Consider the following 16716-nt stretch of genomic DNA (forward strand, 5'->3'; position numbering starts at 1 on the left):
AAACCCCCCAGTTCCTCACCATGCGCACCCTATGGGGTCGCGGATCTCCTGTGAAACAGGTCATAGAGCTCGCGCTTGGGCACCCCGGCCCGCTTGGCCACGTCGGCGATGGCGAGCTTGCGCTGCTCGCCCTCGGCGACCCGGCGGTCCACCTCCGCGACGAGCGCGTCGAGGTCCTGCCCGGCCGCATCGGCCACGTGGCCGGCCACCACGATCGTGATCTCGCCCTTGACGCCGGCGGCGGCCCACTCGGTCAGCTCGCCCAGGCCGCCCCGGCGCACCTCCTCGTATGTCTTGGTCAGCTCGCGGCACACGGCGGCCGGCCGGTCGGGCCCGAAGGCCGCCGCCATCGCCGCCAGGGAGCTCTCCAGCCGGTGCGGGGCCTCGAAGAAGACCATGGTTCGCTCCTCCCCCGCCAGGGCGGCCAGGCGGCGGGCCCGGTCGCCGGGCTTGCGCGGCGGGAACCCCTCGAAGCAGAACCGGTCACTGGCCAGGCCCGACACGGCCAGGGCGGTGGTGACGGCGCTCGGCCCGGGCAGCGCGGTGACCGTGACGCCCTCCTCGACCGCGAGCCGTGTCAGGCGGTAGCCGGGGTCGGAGACGCCCGGCATGCCCGCATCCGTGATCACCACGACCGTGCGGCCGTCCTTGAGCGCCTCGATCAGTTCCTGGGCGCGGCCCGCCTCGTTCTGGTCGTAGTAGGACACCACCCGGCCGGCGATCTCCACACCCAGCTCGCCGGCGAGCCTGCGCAGCCGCCTGGTGTCCTCCGCGGCCACGACGTCGGCGCTCCCGAGCACCTCGCGCAGCCGTGGTGAGACGTCGCCTGCCTGGCCGATGGGGGCCCCTGCCAGCACCAACTTGCCGTACCCAGTCACCTGACCATTGTGGCAGGGCATCCCAAATAGGCCGTGTTTCTGCGTTCGTCGCGGCTTGGGGCCCGTACGATGTCCGAATGGCGGTGACCGATTCCCCGTACCAGGGCCACGAGACCCTGGAGGCCGGCGACGACCGGCCTCCGACCGAGCCTCGCACCCGGTCCGTGCGCGAACGGGTCGTCCCTCCCATGCGCGGCAGCGTGCTGTGGGGGTGGATCGGCCCGCTGCTGGTCACCGTCTTCGGCGGCGTCCTGCGGTTCATCAACCTCGGTCATCCCAAGGCCGTGGTGTTCGACGAGACCTACTACGTCAAGGACGCCTACTCGCTGCTGCGATACGGCGTCGAGCGGATCATGCTCGGCGACGCCAAGAATCCCGTCGCCGACCAGCGTCTGATCGCCGGAAACCTGGACATCTTCAAGCACTGCCCGCAATCGTCCGACTGCGCCTCCTATGTGGTGCACCCGCCGCTGGGCAAGTGGATGATCGCGGCGGGCGAGTGGCTGTTCGGGATGACCCCGTTCGGCTGGCGCTTCGCCGCGGCGCTCATCGGCACGCTGTCGATCCTCATCCTGGCCAGGGTGGCGCGCCGGATGACCCGCTCGACGCTGCTCGGCTGCTTCGCGGGCCTGCTGCTGGCCCTCGACGGGCTGCACTACGTGCTGTCGCGCACGGCGCTGCTGGACATCTTCCTGATGTTCTGGGTGCTGGCCGCGTTCGCGTGCCTGGTGGTCGATCGTGACCAGGCCAGGGAGCGGCTGGTGAGCTGGTACGAGAGCTCGCCGGTGTCCTCCTTCGGGCCGTCGCTGGGGATCAGGTGGTGGCGCATCGGCGCCGGGGTCTGCCTGGCCATGGCGATGGCGGTCAAGTGGTCGGGACTGGCGTTCGCGGTCGCGTTCGCCGTCATGTCGCTGCTGTGGGACTTCGGCGCCCGGCGGGCGGTGGGGTTGCGGCGCCCGTACGTGGGGGCGTTCAACAAGGACGTGCCGCAGGGGTTCGTGGCGTTCGCGATCGTGCCGTTCTTCGCGTACATGGCCACCTGGACGGGCTGGTTCGTCACCGCCGCCGGCTATGGGCGCAACTGGGACCAGGCCACCTCGTCCATACCGTTCTTCATCTTCGACTCGATGCGGTCGTGGATCAAATACCAGTGGCAGGTCTACAGCTTCCACAGCGATCTGACCGCCTCCCATCCCTACATGTCCGAGCCCTGGCAGTGGCCGCTGCTGTTGCGCCCGGTCGCCTTCTACTACGAGGGCAGACAGAACACCTGCGGCGTCAAGGACTGCTCGGAGGCCGTGCTGGGGGTGGGCACGCCGGTGATCTGGTTCGGCGCGGTGGCGGCGCTGGTGGCCCTGATCACGTGGTACTTCTCCACCCGCGACTGGCGGGCCGCGGCCGTGGTGGTCGCCTACGCCATGGGCTGGCTGCCGTGGTTCTACTTCGCCATCGCCGACAACCGTACGATGTTCCTGTTCTACGCCATTCCGATGGTGCCGTTCATGGTGCTGGCCATCACGCTGTGCGCCGGGATGCTGATCGGACCGGCCACGCCGACGGCATCTGGCACCGTGCCGGTACGACGTACCATCGGAGCCGCCGTCGTCGGGGCCTTCGCCCTGCTGGCGCTGATCAACTTCTGGTGGCTGCACCCGATCTTGTCCGCCGACCTCATCCCCTACACCGAGTGGAAGGCCCGCATGCTCTTCGAGAAACGGTGGATATGACCCCGTTATCGCCCCCGCAATAGTGCTCTCTTAGGGTAGTCGCAGTGCAAGACCCAATACGCACCGGATTCGGTCATCGTCAGGCCCGGGGTCGATACGGCAAACTTCGTGGCATGAGTGCACCGGATGTCACCGCCCTACTCGCCGAGTTGGAGCGATCTCACCCGGACCTGGTCGAGGAGGCCCGGACCGCCGTCGAATGGTTGACGGGTGGGGAACCCCTGGAGACGGTGACACAGCTCGACGTCTGCGAGTTCCTCTGGTACACGTTGCCGATCAAGGTCGGGCCGCTCAAGCCGGGCGGCGACCACGAGCGCCTCGCGCGGGCGCTCGGCAGGCTGTTGCAGCTCGGCGGGATGGAACGATACGCCGCGCTGTGCGTCTCGCCGACGACCATGCACATCCTGCGCACGTACGCCCGCGAGGGCGAGGACGCCGGCACCGCCGCCTACCAGCAGGCGCTGGAGGCCACCGGCGTGCTCCCGCCCGACGTGCGCGAGCTGCAGTGGAGCATGATCATGGGGCCGGAGGAGCTGGGCGCGCACCTGGCCTGCTCCGCGGCGCTGGAGCTGGCGATCGTCGCCGGCGAGAACATCGACCGCATCGCCCTGACCCGCCGCTGGCTGACCGAGCCGCGGGCCGACCTGGGCGGCGACAGCTGGCTCAACCGGGTGCACGGCGAGCGCCTCAACCGGTGGGTGCTGGGCCGCGGCCCGGCCAGGCGGGAGCTGGCGCAGCCGTTCGAGGTGCGGCTGCACGCGCCCATCAAGCCGCAGCCGCTGCCGGTCCTGCACCGGCTGCTCTCCCTGGCCGCCTCGGAGGGCCTGCCGCTGCGGCTGGCGCCGTCGCCGGAGGCGCTCAGGCTGCGCGAGCTGGCCGAGCGGGAGCTGGGCGCGATCAGCCGCGACGGCGCACGGCTGGCCATCACCGAATACGGCCGGCGGCTGCTGAAGTCCCCCTCGGCCACGTGGTCGGCGGTCACCCGGCTGCTGCTGGCCAGGGGCGAACGCGAGTTCGAGGTGTCGGCGCGGGAGGCCGCGCTGCTGCTGCTCGCCGACGGCACGCTGATGTCGCCCGCCCAGTTGCGCGAGCGGGTGGCGGAGGTGGTCGGCGGTGAGGGCTGGCACCCGTCCGCCGGCCTGGAGGACGTCTCCGGCCCGGTGACCGACCTGATCGCCCAGCTCACGGCGCTGGGGCTGGCCTACAGCGACGAGCTGGCGGTGCGGGTGGACCGGCCGGGCCAGCTCGCGGCCCTGGCCGCCCTGCGCGCCCACGCTCTGCGGCCCCGCAAATACGTCAGCTCGGGCTGAACACGACTGTCAGGAGTTCATCGGACACGGAGGGTAGTTACCTGGCGGGAGTGCTCAATCGCCGGAGGGGGGCCGTCATGGAGGTGTTCCCGGCCATGCCGCTCGCTGAGTGGGTCGAGGCCAAGGAGACCTTTCACAGGTTCGCGCAGATCGTCGGCAAGATCCGGCTGGCGTCGAGCAACCGCCGCAACCACTGGTGGCAGGTGCCCTTCCACCCGACCGGGCGCGGGCTGACCACCCGGCCGATGGGCGGGCTCGGCGAGCAGCCGCTGTTCTGCATCGACTTCGATCTCGTCCGCCACCGGCTGGTGGTGGACGTGCTCGACGGGCGCGGCGCCGAGTTCAGCCTGATCGGCAGGTCGGTGGCGGGGTTCCACGACCGGCTGTTCGAGACGCTGGCGGGCCTCGGCATCCGGCCGGAGATCTGGGCGGTGCCGTTCGACCTGGGCGACGACACGCCGTTCGCCGAGGACACGCTGCACGCGCGCTACGACCCGGCGCTGATCAACCGCTACTGGCGGATCCTGGCGCAGGTGGTGCAGCTCCTGGACCGGTTCGCCGCCGACTTCGCCGGCAAGACGAGCCCGGTGCACCACTTCTGGCACACGTTCGACGTCGCGGTCACCCGGTTCACCGGGCGGGTGGTCCGGGTCTCGCCGGATGCCGACTCCGTCACGCGGGAGGCCTACAGCTGGGAGGTCATCAGCTCGGGCTTCTGGTTCGGGGACAGGGAGCGGCCCTGGCCGGCGTTCTACTCCTACACCGCGCCCGAGCCGGAGGGGCTGTCGCGGGAGCCGTTGTGGCCGTCGCAGGCCGAGTGGCTGCCCGCCCGGGGCAGCCACCTGGCGGTGCTGCGTTACGACGACGCCCGGGCCATGGAGGATCCCGTACGGGGCGTGCTGGAGTTCCTGGACAGCGCCTACCGCGCGGGAGCCAAGCTCACCGGGCTGGACGCGGAGGCGCTGAGCAGCCCCGGCGGGGTCACGGACCCGTACCACGCCAAGCGATGATCACGGAGCCGCTGCAGAGCTCCCTCACCCTGCCGCGCCGTCCCTCATCGCGCCGTGCAGGAACAGGTCCACCAGCTCGGCCGCGGTCAGCGGGGCCGGCCCCCGGCCCGCCGCCTGCACCAGGAGCTGGAAGGCATCGGCGAGCCGCTCGGGAGGGAGCCTGAGCCTGTCACGATCGGGCTCGAACAGCCCGGTCAGCACCTCGCGGGCGGTGTCCATCGCCGCCTCCCGCCCGGACACCGACGGCCTGCCCTTTTCGCCGGCCTCCCCGGGGTTTTCGGTGGAGGTGTCGTCCCGGGGCGTGCCGCGCGGGGGGGCGCCGCGTTGCAGGTGTCCGGAGACGGCCATGGCGCCCGCCACCGCGCCCATCCTGGCCACGTGACCGCGCATCACCTCGACCGCCTCGATCAGCCGCTCGGCCAGCGGCAGGGTCCGTGAGATCGCGGCCACGTGGGCGAGCATGTCGTCCGGCCGCAGCGCCTCCGCCATGCACTCCGTCACGCGTAGCCAGGCCGCCCCGGCGTGCAGGTAGCGCTGCTGCGGGAGACTCATCGCGCGGGCGGCCGCCTCCTCGTAGGCGAGCCGGGCGGCCGCGTGGTCACCGGCCCGCTCCAGGAGGTGCGCCCGGACCGCGTACAGCCGGTGGTAGGCCGGCCAGGACGTCGTGGTCCTGCTGCGAGCCGTAGGTGAGGATCATGTACTTCATGGGTCGCGCCTCTCTCCTGGTGTGCCTGTCACCGGATACGTCGGAGCCGAACCCGCCCCGCGGACATCCTGCCGGAAAATTCTTGCGGCACCATCGATGCTGTGCCTTACGCAACCACACCGGGCGGCGTCAAGCTGTCCTACCAGGTCCGCGGCGACGGACCGCCTCTCGTGCTCCTGCCGGGGCAGGCCAACGACCACCGCTGGTGGGACCCGGTACGCGCGGACTTCGACGCGGCCTACCGGACGATCACCTTCGACTACCGGGGCACCGGCGAAAGCGACAAACCCGACGAGCCGTACACCACTCGCGGCTTCGCCACCGACGTGCTGGTCGTGCTGGACGAGCTGGGGATCGACCGGGCCCGCGTCTACGGGACCTCGATGGGCGGCCGGGTGGCCCAGTGGCTCGCGGCCGACCATCCCGGGCGGGTGACGGCGCTGGTGCTCGGCTGCAGCTCGCCGGGCGGTGCCCACGGCATCGAGCGTGACAACGGCGTACGCCGGTCGCTGGCCCAGCCGGACCGGGCGGCGGCCGAACGGGCGCTGCTGGAGCTCATGTACACGCCCGGCTGGCTCGCCACCCATCCCGGCCCGTACCACACGATCGGCGACCCCGGCATGCCCGCGCACGCCCGCCGCCGGCACCTGGCCGCCAGCGCCGGGCACGACGCCTGGGACGCGCTGCCGTCCATCGCCGCGCCGACGCTGGTCGTGCACGGGACCGACGACGTGTTCAACCCGGCCGCCAACGCACCGCTGCTGGCCGGACGCGTCCCCGGGGCGGAGCTGCGGCTGATCGAGGGGGCGCGGCACGCGTACTTCGAGGAGTTCCGCGAGGTCGCGAGCCCGCTGGTGCTGGACTTCCTGGCCGGCGCCGCTCTCTGACATGAATGGGCTGGACAGCGCGCGATCAGGGTTGCTAGGTTGCCGCGTATGTCCAGCCCTGAGGCGTCAAGACGCTAGCCACCGGTCATCCGGTGGCCGTCCAGCGTCGCCGCCCTGTGCTCACAGGCTGGTCTTCGTCGCGCGGGCCCATACCCTGTGCTTTCTCCTGATCTGCGACCGCTCGCCATTCGGATCACCGTGATGCGGACTGTTTCCCCCCGAACCGGGCGTCAGGCTCTCTGACATCCCGGGCGGTTTCCCGGCGCGGCAGGCGGTTCGGCCTGCCCGCCCCGATCCACGATGTGGTCGCGGAGCTTTCTCATGCCTTTCGCTGTTTACCTGCTCGGACTGGCGGTCTTCGCCCAGGGCACGTCCGAGTTCATGCTGTCCGGCCTGATACCGGGCATCGCGCGGGACCTGCAAGTGTCCATCCCCGCCGCCGGGCTGCTGACCTCGGCGTTCGCCGTCGGGATGGTGGCCGGGGCGCCGCTGATGGCGGTCCTGTCGTTGCGCTGGCCGCGGCGGCACGCGCTGCTGGCGTTCCTGCTCACCTTCCTGCTCGTGCACGTCGTCGGCGCCGTCACCACCAGCTACGAGGTGCTGGTCGCCACCCGCGTCGTGGCCGCGCTGGCCAACGCCGGTTTCCTGGCCGTGGCGCTGGCCACCGCCATCGCCCTGGCGCCGCCGAACGCCAAGGCCCGCGCCACCTCCGTCCTGCTCGGCGGCGTCACCATCGCCTGCGTGGCGGGCGTGCCGGGCGGGGCGCTGCTGGGCGAGGTGTGGGGGTGGCGGTCGGCGTTCTGGGCGGTGGCCGCCGCCCTGGTCCCGGCCGTCCTCGCGGTGCTGAGGTCGGTCCCGGGCGACTCCGGTACGCCGGCGCGGGGCGGCTCCCCAGGCCCGGCCCGTGCGACCGTGCGTGGGGAACTGCGCTCGCTCCGGCAGGTCCGGCTGCTGGTGCTCCTGCTGCTGGGAGCCCTGGTGAACGGCGCCACCTTCTGCGCCTTCACGTACCTCGTGCCGCTGCTGACCGGCGACACCGGCATCGAAGCGGGCTGGATGCCGGTCCTGCTGGCGCTGTTCGGGCTGGGCTCGTTCGCCGGGGTGACGATCAGCGGGCGGGTGGCCGACGCGCGGCCCATGCGGCTCCTCGTGGGCGGCGGAGTGGCGTTGGCGGCCGGGTGGATCGTCTTCGCGGCGACGGCCGGGGCCGTAATCCCGGCGATCGTGCTGGTCTTCGTCCAGGGGACGCTGTCGTTCGCCGTCGGCTCCACCCTCATCTCGCAGGTGCTGTACACGGCGGCCGGCGCGCCGACGCTGGGCGGCGCCTCCGCCACGGCCGCCTTCAACGTGGGCGCCGCCGTCGGGCCGTGGCTCGGGGGGATGGCCATCGGGGCGGGGCTCGGGTTCCGGTCGCCGCTGTGGCTGAGCGCGCTGCTGGTGACCGTCGCGCTGGCCTTGGGAGCGGCCGCCCGGGCGGGCCGGTCACGGGCGAACCAGGTGGAGGAGCGGCAGAAGCATGGGGCACAGTGAAGGCATGGATCTCGCCTCTCATTTCGAGCGGGAAGTACGCGCGTTCCACGCCGCCGCCCAGCAGGCGGCCGGCACCGGCGGCGCTCCCCTGGTGCCGTCCTGCCCCGGCTGGTCGGTGTGAGGTGCCCCTGATCTTCCGGACACGGTGCCAAGTAGGGTGCTGACTGGTCTGGAAGGAAGGGTTCGTGGCGGGGAAGAACTATTCAGAGGAGTTCAAGCTGATGTTGTTTCCTCTGGCAGCGCGTCCCGGCCGGCGACCTCGACGTGCGTGGCGACCGCGACATGCTCGACCGCTACTTCGTCCTGGTGCCGCCGATATGATCCGTTCCCGGCTTTCGGGGGCGGGCCTTTGAGTCGCGGGCGACCCCCGGCACAGTGACCGGTATGTTCGAGATCTTCCTGTTGGCCCTGTGGGTGGGGTTGTTGTTCAACGCGGCGCCCGGCGCGGTGTTCAGCGAGTCGTTGCGGCGCGGGATGCGCGGCGGGTTCGGCCCGGCGTTCGCGGTGCAGGTCGGCTCGCTGGCGGGCGACGCCGTGTGGGCGCTGCTGGGGCTGGCCGGGGTCGGGGCGCTGTTCACCGTCCCGGCCCTGCGGGTGCCGCTGACCGTCGGCGGCTGCCTGCTGCTCGCCTGGCTCGGCCTTACGGCCCTGCGCACGGCCGCCTTCCCGGGCCGCGGGTCGCCACCGAACCCGCCCGGCCCGCACCCGGACGGGTCACCGAGCCCGCCAGGCCCCGGGTCTCACCCGGACGGGTCACCGAACCCGGCCGGTCGTGAGACCCGGACGGTGGAGCGTGGGGCGCTCGCGGTCGGGATCGCGATGTCGATCGGAAATCCCTGGAACATCATCTACTGGTCGGGGGCGGCCAGTGCGGTCGGTGCGGTGCTGGGGCGGGAGCCGGGGGTGGCGAGCCTGGCCACCTTCTTCACCGGGTTCATGACCTCGTCCCTGCTCTGGTGCTTCGTCTGCGCGGGGCTCATCGCCCTGCTGCGCCGGGCCCTGCCGCCCGCGGCCGTACGCCTGCTGGAGGCGGCCTGCGGGATCTCGTTGCTCGTCTTCGCGGCTCTCCTGCTGGCCCGGCTCTTCTGACCCTTCGCGGGAACGCCCGGTTCTCCCGGGCGTCTCGGCGCCGTCTCCCTGCCGATGGTCGGCCGTAAGGATAAATAGGTGGTGGCCGAATGAGGGCCACGGCTACCGTGACTGCCAGGTAAGCGAGCGGGCGGGGCCTGGACACCCCGTCCTCCTGCCAGCCGTGCGAACCCGCGGCTCACCGTACGGAATCGACCGACGGCGAGGCGATGGTCACCTCGGGCACCGTCCTACCAGCCCGGAGCCGCGGGATCCCACTTCCTGCCGTCGTCACCGGTCGGCGAAGGCGTCGATGGCCGCCCGCAGTTCCTTCCTGAACGTGTCGCTGCCGGTGTGCCCGGAGTCCTCCACGATGACCAGCTTGGCGTCGGGCCAGGCGCGGGCCAGCTCCCAGGCCGTGTCGAGCGGCCCGCCCAGATCCAGGCGGCCGTGGACGAGCACGCCGGGGATCCCGGCCAGCCGGCCGGCCTCGCGCAGCAGCACGCCCTCCTCCAGCCAGGCGCCGTTGGAGAAGTAGTGGGCGCAGATCCGTACGAACGCGTGCAGGGCCTCGGTGGGCCGGTCGCTGTAGGCGTTCGGATTGCCGTTGGGCTCCATGGAGATCACCGTGTCCTCCCAGGCGGTCCAGTCGCGGGCCGCCTTGTCCCGGACGGCGAAGTCGGGGTCGGTCATCAGCCGCCCGTACGCCGCGAGCAGCGACGGCAGGTCACCGTCCCGGTCGGCCTCCGGGAGCCCCAGCCTGAACCGCTCGAATCCCTCGGGGAAGAACCTCCCCACGCCGCGGTAGAGCCAGTCGATCTCGGAGCGGCGGGTGGTGGTGACCGCCGGGATGACGATCTCCGTCACCCTCTCGGGATGGGTCTCGGCGTAGGCCAGGATCAGCGTCGAACCCCACGACCCGCCGTACAGCAGCCACTTGTCGATGCCGAGGTGCTCGCGCAACTGCTCCATGTCGGCGATCAGGTGGTGGGTGGTGTTGTTGCTCAGGTCGGTGGCCGGGTCACTGGCGTGTGGCCGGCTCCTGCCGCAGTTGCGCTGGTCGAACAGCACGATCCGGTATTTCTCGGGGTCGAAGGCGCGGCGCGAGCCGGGCGTGCACCCCGAGCCGGGGCCGCCGTGGACGACGAGGGCGGGCTTGCCCTCCGGGTTGCCGCAGACCTCCCAGTAGACGAGGTTGCCGTCACCGGTGTCGAGCATGCCGTGGTCGTAAGGCTCAATCGGGGGTCTCAAAGGTCAACTCCTCCAGAGATATAACAGTGCTTTTATATTACCGCCTTCCCCTCTCTCTTCAGCGACAAGCCAGTGGTCCGCGGGGCAAAGAGCGTCGGGGGACCTCGACGTCGAGCTCACCTACACGCGCTGGGCGACGCGCCGGGCGTACACCTCGATCTCGATCTTCATGCGGGGGTCGGCCAGGCCGCACACGAGCATCGTGGCGGCCGGCCGCACCGCGCCGAAGCACTCGCGCAGGACGGGCCAGCAGGGCTCGAAGTCCGCGCGGTCGGGCAGCAGGGTATGGATCGCCCTGAATTGCCGGTGGCTCAGTTGCACGCCTTCCTCGTCCTGGCCGATGAGCCGCACTTCGGCCACGCCGCCGAGCGCCTCGGTCAGTGGCCGGACCGGGCGGCTCCGGCTGGGCTTCGCCGCCTCGCTCGCCTTCACAGTGCTGCCCAGGTTGCTGCACGCCCACCGGGAGCGGTTCCCGGACGTCCGCCTGGAGATCCGCGAGATGACCACGGGTTCGTCCCCCGGGTGGCGCAGCACGCGGTGGAATGGCAGACGGTGTGCGCGCTGGTGGGGGCCGGGCTCGGCGTCTCGCTGGCGCCCGCGAGCATCCGCCGGATCCGCCTCAAGGGGGTGGCCTTCCGCGCGATCGAGCCCGGCGCCCGCACGCGGGTGGCCGTCGCCTGGCGCGCCGACGACACGAATCCGCCGGTCGCCGGGCTACTGGCGACCATGCGCGAAGCGGGCCCTACAGCAGCACGGGCAGCTCGACCGGCCCCTCGGTGATGATCGACTCCGTGTAGACGACCTCCTCCGGTTTCACCGCCAGCCGCAGATCAGGAAATCTGCCGAACAACGATGACAGGGCGATCCGCGTTTCGAGCCTGGCCAGCGGTGCCCCGAGGCAGAAGTGCGGGCCACGGCCGAACCCCACATGCGGCTGCGGGCCGCGCGAGATGTCGAACCGCGCGGCGTCCTCGCCGAAGCGGGCCGGGTCCGTCCCGGAACCGCCGATCCCGACCATGATCGGCTCTCCGGCCCGGATCGTCACCCCGCCCACCGTCACGTCCCGCAACGGGTAACGGAAGAAGACGGTGATCACGGAGCTACGGCTGCGCAGTGCCTCCTCGACCACGTCCTCCCAGGCGTCGCGCTCGCGCGCCCGGGCCAGTTGCTCGGGGTCCGAGCACAGGGCGATGACCGTGTTGGCGATCAGGTGCACGGTGGTCTCGTGCCCGGCGACGAGCATCAGCCACAGGAGCCACAGCATCTCGTCGGCCGACAGCCGGTCGCCGTCGTCCTCCTGCACCTTGATGAGCCCGGTGGTGAGGTCGTCGCCGGGATCGCCCCGCTTGCGCTCGATGAAGTCGGCCAGGTAGGCCAGCAGCGCCCCGCCCGCCCCGGCGATCTCCTCCGCGGTGGCGGAGTGCGACAGCATCACCGCACTCCAGTCCCGGATCTGGCGGCGCTCCTGCTCGGGAACGCCGAACAGCTCGCAGATCACGGTCACCGGCAGCGGCTCGCTGAAACTCCGTACGAGGTCGACCGGGCCTTCCTGGCCCGCCATCTGGTCGAGCAACTCGTCCGTCAGTGACTGGATCCTCGGCTCCAGCGCCTGCACCCGCGCGGGGGTGAACGCCCGGTTGACGAAGCTGCGCAGCCGCCGGTGGTCCGCGCCGTCCTTGATCAGCAGGTGCTCGCCCACGATGACCTGCCGCAGCGGCCAGTCGGCGGGGATGCTGCCGTCGTGCAGGGCGGGGAAGTTCGCCGGGTCCTTGCTGTAGAGGGTGCCGTCGTTGGCCAGGACCTCGTTGACCAGATCGTACGAGGTCACGAGCCAGGCCTTCACCTTGCCGGGCAACTCGATGGAGATGATCGGTCCGTGCTCGTCCCGGTAGCGGGTGTACGTCTCGGATGTCCGCTCACCGGGGACCGGAACTTGGGGAAGCGTACTCATTGGAGGTCTCCAACGTAAGGGTCCGCTCCTACTCTCCGCTACGCGTGTGAGCGGGCCAAGGCGCTTCGTTGTCACCGCCTGGCGGCCAAGTCCTGCCCGCCGTGCTACTTCCCCTGTCCCCGTCGAGGGCTTTCGGCCTGACCGGCCGGTCTGCCGTCCGACCGGGTCAGAAGTCCGTGATCGTCAGCCCCATCGACCGCGCCGTACCCGCCACGACCTTGACCGCCTGGTCCAGGTCGGTGGTGTTCAGGTCGGGCAGCTTGGCCGCGGCCACCTCCCTGAGCTGCGCGACGCTGACGGTCCCGCCGCTCTGGTGTCCGGGCCGGGGGCTCCCGCCGTCCAGCCCGGCCACCCGGCGGATCAGTGACGCCGTCGTCGGCTGCTTGACCGCCACGTCGAACGTCCGGTCGTCGTAGACCGTGACCACCGCCGGCACGACGTGCCCGCGCATGCCCGCCGACAGCGCGTTGTACTGCTTGCAGAACTCCATGAGGTTGATGCCGAGCGGCCCGAGGTCCTTGCCGACGCTCGCGGGCCCCGCCTCACCAGCCTGAATGTGCAGGGTGACGACTTTGGTCACCTTGTTCTTGGCCATGCGCGGTACGCTAAAGTCTCCTGTTACTGGAGATTCAAATGGATTATTCGATCGGCACCCTGGCCGCGCTCACCGGCGTGTCCGTCAAGACGATCCGCTTCTACTCCGACGAGGGCATCCTGTCCGCGCCCGAGCGCACCGCGGCCGGCTACCGCCGTTTCACCGACGACCACCGCGCTCACCTGGAGTTGGTGCGCACCCTGCGGGAGATCGGCGTCGACCTGGCGACCATCCGCTCGCTGGGCCGCCGCCCGCTCAAGGATGTCCTCGCCCTCCATCTGCGCTCCGTCGAGACGCAGCTCACCGCGCTCCAGCGCACCAGGACCGTGCTGCGGGCCACGCTCGAAAAGGACGACCCCACCGACGCGGATCTGCGCAGGCTGCACGCGCTGGGCCGGTTGGGCCAGGCCGAGCAGGCCATGCTGCTGGACTCGTTCGTCGACCAGGTGGGCGGCGGCATCCACGCCCGGCACCAGTGGCTGGCGAGCATGCGGGAGTGCATGCTGCCCGACCTGCCGGAAGAGCCGACGACCGCGCAACTCGACGCCTGGCTGGAGCTCACCGCACTGCTCGCCGACGACGACTTCCGCGACAGCCTGCGCAGATCGACCGACGATTTCTGGTCGGAGCCGGACAACCTCGACGCGTGGCGGCAGACCGTCACCGTCATGGTCGACGAGATCGGCAAGGCCGGCGTCGCCCCCGACTCCCCCGAGGCCGCCCCCGTGCTGGCGCGGATCCTGGAGCTGACCGGCCAGACCCGCGAGGAGTGGCTGCGCGTCTTCGACGAGCACGACCCGCGCGCGGAGCGGCTGTGGAGGCTCGTCGCGATCATCAGGGGCGTGGAATACCGGCCGCCGCCCACCGCGCTGGCCTACTCCTGGCTGGAGCGGGCGCTGCGCCACTCCGCCGGCGAGCCCGAGCGCGGCTGACCCGCCGGCCGCGCCCGGCGGCCGGCGGTCACCTCGTGCCCAGCAGGGCTCCGAAGGCGGTGGCGAAGAAGGCGTCGAAGGCCATCGGCACACCTCCGCCTATCAATATGACCAGTCGTCTAAAGAGTGTGAAATTTACGTTCAGCCACTTGCGCCACTCTGAGACGACCGGTCATATTGGAGTGGGTTCGATTCGTTCGGAGGAGGAACATGTCAACGTACCGAGCGTGCGAAGTGACTGGTTCACGCCAGTTTCGCCTGGTCGATCGCGAGGTGACAGATCCGGCGCCTGGTGACGTACGCGTGCGGGTGCACAGTTGCGGGGTGTGCCACACCGACGCGATGGCGGTGGAGGGGCTGCGTGCCGACCCGATCAGCGTCGCGACGGGTGAGCTGATCTTCGGCACCCGGTCCATCAACGGCAGCCTGACCGGCAGCTCGATCGAGAACGAGGACAATCTCGCCTTCAGCCTCCGGCACGGCATCCGCCCCATGACCGAGGTGCTGCCGCTGTCCGGGGCACGCAAGGCGTACGAGCACATGTTGTCCGGCGACGCGCGGTTCCGCGTCGTGCTGGACATGGCAACCTGAGGAGTTCCCCCATGCACATCGACACTGCCGTCGCCGTCGTGACCGGCGGCAACCGCGGCTTCGGCCGGCACCTCGTCGCGCAGCTCATCGAGCGCGGCGCCAGGGTCTACGCGGCGGCCCGCGACCCCGAGACCGTGGACGTGCCCGGCGCGCTGCCGCTGCGGATCGACCTCAACGACCCCGGCTCGGTGTCGGCCGCCGCCCGGGTCGCGGCCGACGCCACCCTCCTGATCAACAACGCCGGCATCTCCACCCGGACGAACCTGCTGGACGGCGACCCCGGCAAGACCCGGCTGGAGATGGAGACCAACTTCTTCGGCCCGCTGGGCGTGACCCGCGCCTTCGCCCCCGTCATCGAAGGCAACGGCGGCGGAGCGATCCTGAACGTCCTGTCCATCCTGGCCTGGCACCACCTGCCGCCCTTCGGCGCCTACAGTGCGGCCAAGGCGGCCTCGTGGGCGATGACGAACGCCGTCCGGCGGCAGCTCGAACCCCGGGGCATCCAGGTCACCGGCCTGTACGTGGCCTTCATGGACACCGACATGGCCGCGGACGTGCCGCCGGAGCAGAAGTCCGACCCGGCGGTGATCGCCCGCAGGGCCCTGGACGAGCTCGCCGCCGGCGCGACGGAGATCGTCGCCGACGACCTCACCCGCTCGGTCAAGGCCGGTCTGTCCGCCCCGCCGATTCCTTGACCTGCGGGCTCACGCTGTACGGCTCCCCGCAGAAATAGCGGTTGAGCGCGTCGATACCGGCCAGCAGCATCGGCGCGACCGCCGGATCGTTGCGCTGTACGTTGATCGACAACGTCATCCGCCGCCTGCCCGCGGCGTCGGCGAAGCTGAAGGTCTCGTAGCCGGGGATGGAGCCGGTCGCCCCCCACGTCTCGCCGCAGGTGAGGCCCACCGACTCCAGCCCGAGACCGTAATGAGGGAAGACCGGGGCCTGCGGTGTGGTGACGCCGGTGCGCATCTGGGCGAGCGACTCCGGGCCGACCAGCTTGCCGCTGAAGAGGGCCTGGTAGAAGCGGTTCAGGTCGCGGGCGTCCGACACCACGCCGTACGCGGCCCAGGCGAAGGACGGGTTGAGCCGGGTGATGGGCCGCAGATCGGCCAGGTCGGCGCCGTCCGGCAGGTAGTAGCCGGTGGCGTGCGGGCCGCGAATGTCCTGGCTGGTCACGGGCAGGTACGAGCGGGTCATGCGGGCCGGGCGGAAGATCCGCCGTGCCAGCTCGTCGCCCAGGTCGTGCCCCGTCACCTTCTCGACCAGCAGCCCGAGCAGGATGTAACCGGTGTTGGAGTAGGCGAAGCCGCCCTTCGGCGGGCGGGGCAGCCGCTCGGCCTCGGCGATGAGCCGATCGGGGGTGTAGGTGCGGCGGCCGTACTGCTCCGGGTCGTCGAACTCGGCGGCCTTCGGGTAGTCGGCCAGGCCGCCCGTGTGGTTGAGCAGCTCCCGCACCGTGATCTGGTCGTCGTGCGCCACCAGCCCGGGGAGCCGCCTGCCGATCGGCTCGTCCAGGCTGATCCTGCCCTCCTGGACGAGCTGCAGCACCAGCGTGGCCACCATGCTCTTGGTGACGCTGGCGACGCGGAACCTGGCCTGGCGAGGCACCGGCGTCCCGGTGTCCAGGTCGGCGGTCCCGCTGGTGGCGATCCAGGTGCCGTGGTCGTCGTCGATCCGGGCCAGGACACCGGGCGCGCCGGCGGCCACCATGGCGTCGAGCGCCTGCCGTACCCCGGCGGGCTCGGCGTGCCGCGCCCGCGCGTGGGCCGGTTGGGGGGACAGCAGTCCCGCGGTGAGGAGCAGGGCGGCCACCAGGCGGCGGCCGTTGACGAGAGGCATTCGTGCCTTCCTTCTGAGGGTCCTTCGGGACGATCTCCATCCTCGGAAGGCCGGCGGCCGATCTCGTCCCCATCCGGGACGAACTCGCCCTGCGACGACGGTCGCACCACGGGTACGACTGCGGGCGCAGGCCGCCCGGCTTCGCCCACGGACACCGGATGGGCGTCGCCGGGCGGCTCGGCCCGGAGGGCAGCCGCCTCAACGCCCTGGCCTTCGTCACCGACCCGGAGCTCGGCGCGATCGACACCCCGAACGGGCGGGTCGAGTTCGTCACGGCCGTCGGGGTCACCCGCGAGGAACTCGCCGAGGCCAAGGCCACCAGCAACGACCTGGTCCTGGGCCGCATCGCCGGTGTGGACGGCATCCCGATCACCGACGTCACCCGCTGACCACGTCCTCGGCGGCCGGCACCGCCAGGTCCTCCGCCGCCCGCCTGGC

Annotated in this window: 18 protein-coding genes; 11 read left to right on the plus strand and 7 right to left on the minus strand. The window is 71.2% G+C overall.

Annotated features, from left to right (window positions below; all coding sequences use genetic code 11):
• Positions 1–29: 29 nt before the first annotated feature.
• On the minus strand, positions 30–878 hold the full coding sequence (rsmI, locus tag ABGB18_RS41220; RefSeq protein WP_347701121.1) for a 16S rRNA (cytidine(1402)-2'-O)-methyltransferase: 849 nt from the start codon (positions 876–878) through the stop codon (positions 30–32).
• A gap of 77 nt (positions 879–955) precedes the next feature.
• Between rsmI and ABGB18_RS41225 the strand changes: the two genes are divergently transcribed.
• The 3 genes from ABGB18_RS41225 to ABGB18_RS41235 all read left to right on the plus strand — a co-directional run bounded on the left by ABGB18_RS41225 (position 956) and on the right by ABGB18_RS41235 (position 4925).
• Positions 956–2605 carry a phospholipid carrier-dependent glycosyltransferase gene (locus ABGB18_RS41225; protein ID WP_347701122.1) on the plus strand — a complete coding sequence of 550 codons (1650 nt, stop codon included), beginning with the start codon at positions 956–958 and terminating at the stop codon, positions 2603–2605.
• Positions 2606–2718: 113 nt separating this feature from the next.
• Positions 2719–3915 carry a hypothetical protein gene (locus ABGB18_RS41230; RefSeq protein ID WP_347701123.1) on the plus strand — a complete coding sequence of 399 codons (1197 nt, stop codon included), beginning with the start codon at positions 2719–2721 and terminating at the stop codon, positions 3913–3915.
• Between the two features lie 77 nt (positions 3916–3992).
• Complete coding sequence (locus ABGB18_RS41235) at positions 3993–4925, plus strand: DUF5996 family protein (RefSeq protein WP_347701124.1); 933 nt, start codon at positions 3993–3995, stop codon at positions 4923–4925.
• A gap of 24 nt (positions 4926–4949) precedes the next feature.
• Here the strand turns inward: ABGB18_RS41235 and ABGB18_RS41240 are convergent, their stop codons facing one another.
• Entirely contained in the window at positions 4950–5477 is a 528-nt protein-coding gene (locus ABGB18_RS41240) for a TetR family transcriptional regulator (RefSeq protein ID WP_347701125.1), read from the minus strand.
• Positions 5478–5732: 255 nt separating this feature from the next.
• Here ABGB18_RS41240 and ABGB18_RS41245 point away from each other — a divergent pair, with 255 nt between their 5' ends.
• The 3 genes from ABGB18_RS41245 to ABGB18_RS41255 all read left to right on the plus strand — a co-directional run bounded on the left by ABGB18_RS41245 (position 5733) and on the right by ABGB18_RS41255 (position 9137).
• Positions 5733–6518, plus strand: a complete 786-nt coding sequence (locus tag ABGB18_RS41245) for an alpha/beta fold hydrolase (RefSeq protein WP_347701126.1) — start codon at positions 5733–5735, stop codon at positions 6516–6518.
• 321 nt (positions 6519–6839) lie between these two features.
• Positions 6840–8048: a Cmx/CmrA family chloramphenicol efflux MFS transporter gene (locus ABGB18_RS41250; protein ID WP_347701127.1), complete on the plus strand. Its 1209-nt coding sequence runs from the start codon at positions 6840–6842 to the stop codon at positions 8046–8048.
• Between the two features lie 384 nt (positions 8049–8432).
• Complete coding sequence (locus tag ABGB18_RS41255; protein WP_347701128.1) at positions 8433–9137, plus strand: LysE family transporter; 705 nt, start codon at positions 8433–8435, stop codon at positions 9135–9137.
• 270 nt (positions 9138–9407) lie between these two features.
• Here ABGB18_RS41255 and pip read toward each other — a convergent pair whose 3' ends face one another.
• Entirely contained in the window at positions 9408–10367 is a 960-nt protein-coding gene (pip, locus tag ABGB18_RS41260) for a prolyl aminopeptidase (RefSeq protein ID WP_347701129.1), read from the minus strand.
• 120 nt (positions 10368–10487) lie between these two features.
• Positions 10488–10901, minus strand: coding sequence for a hypothetical protein (locus tag ABGB18_RS41265; RefSeq protein WP_347701130.1), 414 nt, complete (start codon positions 10899–10901; stop codon positions 10488–10490).
• A gap of 3 nt (positions 10902–10904) precedes the next feature.
• On the opposite strand from ABGB18_RS41265, the gene ABGB18_RS41270 reads away from it, so the two are divergent.
• Positions 10905–11147, plus strand: a complete 243-nt coding sequence (locus ABGB18_RS41270; RefSeq protein ID WP_347701131.1) for a LysR substrate-binding domain-containing protein — start codon at positions 10905–10907, stop codon at positions 11145–11147.
• Here ABGB18_RS41270 and ABGB18_RS41275 read toward each other — a convergent pair.
• Together ABGB18_RS41275 and rplK are read right to left on the minus strand one after the other, a co-directional pair.
• On the minus strand, positions 11110–12318 hold the full coding sequence (locus ABGB18_RS41275) for a cytochrome P450 (RefSeq protein ID WP_347701132.1): 1209 nt from the start codon (positions 12316–12318) through the stop codon (positions 11110–11112). The genes ABGB18_RS41270 and ABGB18_RS41275 overlap by 38 nt on opposite strands.
• 166 nt (positions 12319–12484) lie before the next feature.
• Positions 12485–12913 carry a 50S ribosomal protein L11 gene (gene rplK / locus ABGB18_RS41280; protein WP_347701133.1) on the minus strand — a complete coding sequence of 143 codons (429 nt, stop codon included), beginning with the start codon at positions 12911–12913 and terminating at the stop codon, positions 12485–12487.
• Between the two features lie 38 nt (positions 12914–12951).
• On the opposite strand from rplK, the gene ABGB18_RS41285 reads away from it, so the two are divergent.
• The 3 genes from ABGB18_RS41285 (at position 12952) to ABGB18_RS41295 (ending at position 15131) form a co-directional block, all read left to right on the plus strand.
• Positions 12952–13845 (plus strand): MerR family transcriptional regulator, encoded by an 894-nt coding sequence (locus tag ABGB18_RS41285; protein ID WP_347701134.1) that lies wholly within the window; start codon positions 12952–12954, stop codon positions 13843–13845.
• Positions 13846–14118: 273 nt separating this feature from the next.
• Complete coding sequence (locus ABGB18_RS41290; protein ID WP_347701135.1) at positions 14119–14436, plus strand: hypothetical protein; 318 nt, start codon at positions 14119–14121, stop codon at positions 14434–14436.
• 11 nt (positions 14437–14447) lie between these two features.
• Positions 14448–15131 carry an SDR family oxidoreductase gene (locus tag ABGB18_RS41295; RefSeq protein ID WP_347701136.1) on the plus strand — a complete coding sequence of 228 codons (684 nt, stop codon included), beginning with the start codon at positions 14448–14450 and terminating at the stop codon, positions 15129–15131.
• Here the strand turns inward: ABGB18_RS41295 and ABGB18_RS41300 are convergent.
• Complete coding sequence (locus ABGB18_RS41300; protein WP_347701137.1) at positions 15097–16278, minus strand: serine hydrolase domain-containing protein; 1182 nt, start codon at positions 16276–16278, stop codon at positions 15097–15099. The genes ABGB18_RS41295 and ABGB18_RS41300 overlap by 35 nt on opposite strands.
• Positions 16279–16367: 89 nt before the next feature.
• Between ABGB18_RS41300 and ABGB18_RS41305 the strand changes: the two genes are divergently transcribed.
• A complete protein-coding gene (locus tag ABGB18_RS41305) occupies positions 16368–16667 on the plus strand; it encodes a suppressor of fused domain protein (RefSeq protein ID WP_347701202.1) in 300 nt (99 codons plus the stop codon).
• Positions 16668–16716 lie beyond the last annotated feature (49 nt).

Origin of the sequence: Nonomuraea sp. B12E4, assembly GCF_039871825.1 — a bacterium.
GTDB lineage: Bacteria > Actinomycetota > Actinomycetes > Streptosporangiales > Streptosporangiaceae > Nonomuraea.

Excerpts from the sequence above, each read along its gene's own strand:
- ABGB18_RS41285 (WP_347701134.1), top strand. The coding sequence starts at position 12,952 with ATGGATTATTCGATCGGCACCCTGGCCGCGCTCACCGGCGTGTCCGTC.
- rplK (WP_347701133.1), bottom strand. The coding sequence starts at position 12,913 with ATGGCCAAGAACAAGGTGACCAAAGTCGTCACCCTGCACATTCAGGCT.
- ABGB18_RS41235 (WP_347701124.1), top strand. The coding sequence starts at position 3,993 with ATGGAGGTGTTCCCGGCCATGCCGCTCGCTGAGTGGGTCGAGGCCAAG.
- ABGB18_RS41295 (WP_347701136.1), top strand. The coding sequence starts at position 14,448 with ATGCACATCGACACTGCCGTCGCCGTCGTGACCGGCGGCAACCGCGGC.
- ABGB18_RS41225 (WP_347701122.1), top strand. The coding sequence starts at position 956 with ATGGCGGTGACCGATTCCCCGTACCAGGGCCACGAGACCCTGGAGGCC.
- ABGB18_RS41255 (WP_347701128.1), top strand. The coding sequence starts at position 8,433 with ATGTTCGAGATCTTCCTGTTGGCCCTGTGGGTGGGGTTGTTGTTCAAC.
- ABGB18_RS41240 (WP_347701125.1), bottom strand. The coding sequence starts at position 5,477 with ATGAGTCTCCCGCAGCAGCGCTACCTGCACGCCGGGGCGGCCTGGCTA.
- ABGB18_RS41250 (WP_347701127.1), top strand. The coding sequence starts at position 6,840 with ATGCCTTTCGCTGTTTACCTGCTCGGACTGGCGGTCTTCGCCCAGGGC.
- ABGB18_RS41275 (WP_347701132.1), bottom strand. The coding sequence starts at position 12,318 with ATGAGTACGCTTCCCCAAGTTCCGGTCCCCGGTGAGCGGACATCCGAG.
- ABGB18_RS41300 (WP_347701137.1), bottom strand. The coding sequence starts at position 16,278 with ATGCCTCTCGTCAACGGCCGCCGCCTGGTGGCCGCCCTGCTCCTCACC.
- ABGB18_RS41230 (WP_347701123.1), top strand. The coding sequence starts at position 2,719 with ATGAGTGCACCGGATGTCACCGCCCTACTCGCCGAGTTGGAGCGATCT.